This window comes from Bacillus sp. FJAT-45350 (assembly GCF_002335805.1).
GTDB lineage: Bacteria > Bacillota > Bacilli > Bacillales > NISU01 > FJAT-45350.
The window spans coordinates 1-1,078 of sequence record NZ_NISU01000013.1; the positions used below are offsets into that span (position 1 = coordinate 1).

Sequence of the window (1,078 nt, forward strand, 5' to 3'; positions counted from 1 at the left end):
ACATGATGATTCGCTGGTTGGACCGCTATTTTCCTGAATTCACTCAAGTCTTTCCCTCTTTCGGAAAGATGGCTTTGGCCGTACTCGAATGTACGCCATTCCCAAGTGATCTCTACCAAAAACAACCTGATGAATTACTTGTGATGTATCGTCAAGTAGAGGGGATGAAATCTCCTCAGAAGCCCAAAGCTGTGCGTCTCATTGAAGTCGCAGCTCACTCGATTGGAGTAACAGAAGGACGTAAGATGGCCCGTTTTGAAATTGCCACACTCGTTCAACGTTATCACCAATTAGAACAAGAAATTGAAAGCATCACCCAAAGCTTAGTTGAGCTCGTCAAAACGTCTGTAGAATATGAATGGCTTTCAACAGTTAATGGACTCGGAGACACTACCATCGTTGATCTATTAGCTGAAATCGGCAGCTTTTCACATTATGAGGATCCACGCCAACTTATCAAACTCGCGGGACTCACATTGCGTGAAAATTCGTCTGGGCAGCACAAAGGTCAAAAACGTATCTCTAAACGAGGCAGAAGGAAGCTACGCGCCCTCCTGTTTCGAGTGATGATGCCAATGATCCGTCATAACGAAGCCTTTCGTAAACTACATGAATATTACACAAATCGCACAGTCAACCCGTTACGAAAGAAACAATCAATTGTGGTCCTTTGCGGAAAACTATTAAAAGTATTACATGGAATCAGTACGAAGCATAAAGCATTCGATGCACAAAGAATGATGAGGGATGTACCTAGTCTCGAAGAGGCTATGTAGTCTGCATCTCCTTGAATGAACTAGACAATTGGATGACACGGAGAAGCTGGCACTATTTTCACCATTCGACCTAGAGTCCCTAAAGGAGCTTCGCTAGCCTCTGCCTTATGACTAGACCGAACGAAGGAATGTAGGCACACAGATGTCCAGAGACATGGGAGGGTACGTCATCATAAGCTACGCAGAGATCCATGGTGCATCGTATATTTCTTCAACGCTACTTACATTAATATCCAGTAGTGACCGCGTAGCGCACCCATAGATTGGAATAGTTTCACATAATTTTAAATTACTGTTAGAGG

General features: G+C 43.7%; 1 protein-coding gene. It reads left to right on the top strand.

The window, feature by feature from the left end; translation table 11 throughout:
• A partial coding sequence (locus CD003_RS21455; protein WP_142302916.1) for a transposase occupies nt 1–776 on the top strand: 776 nt, incomplete at its 5' end.
• Nucleotides 777–1,078 lie beyond the last annotated feature (302 nt).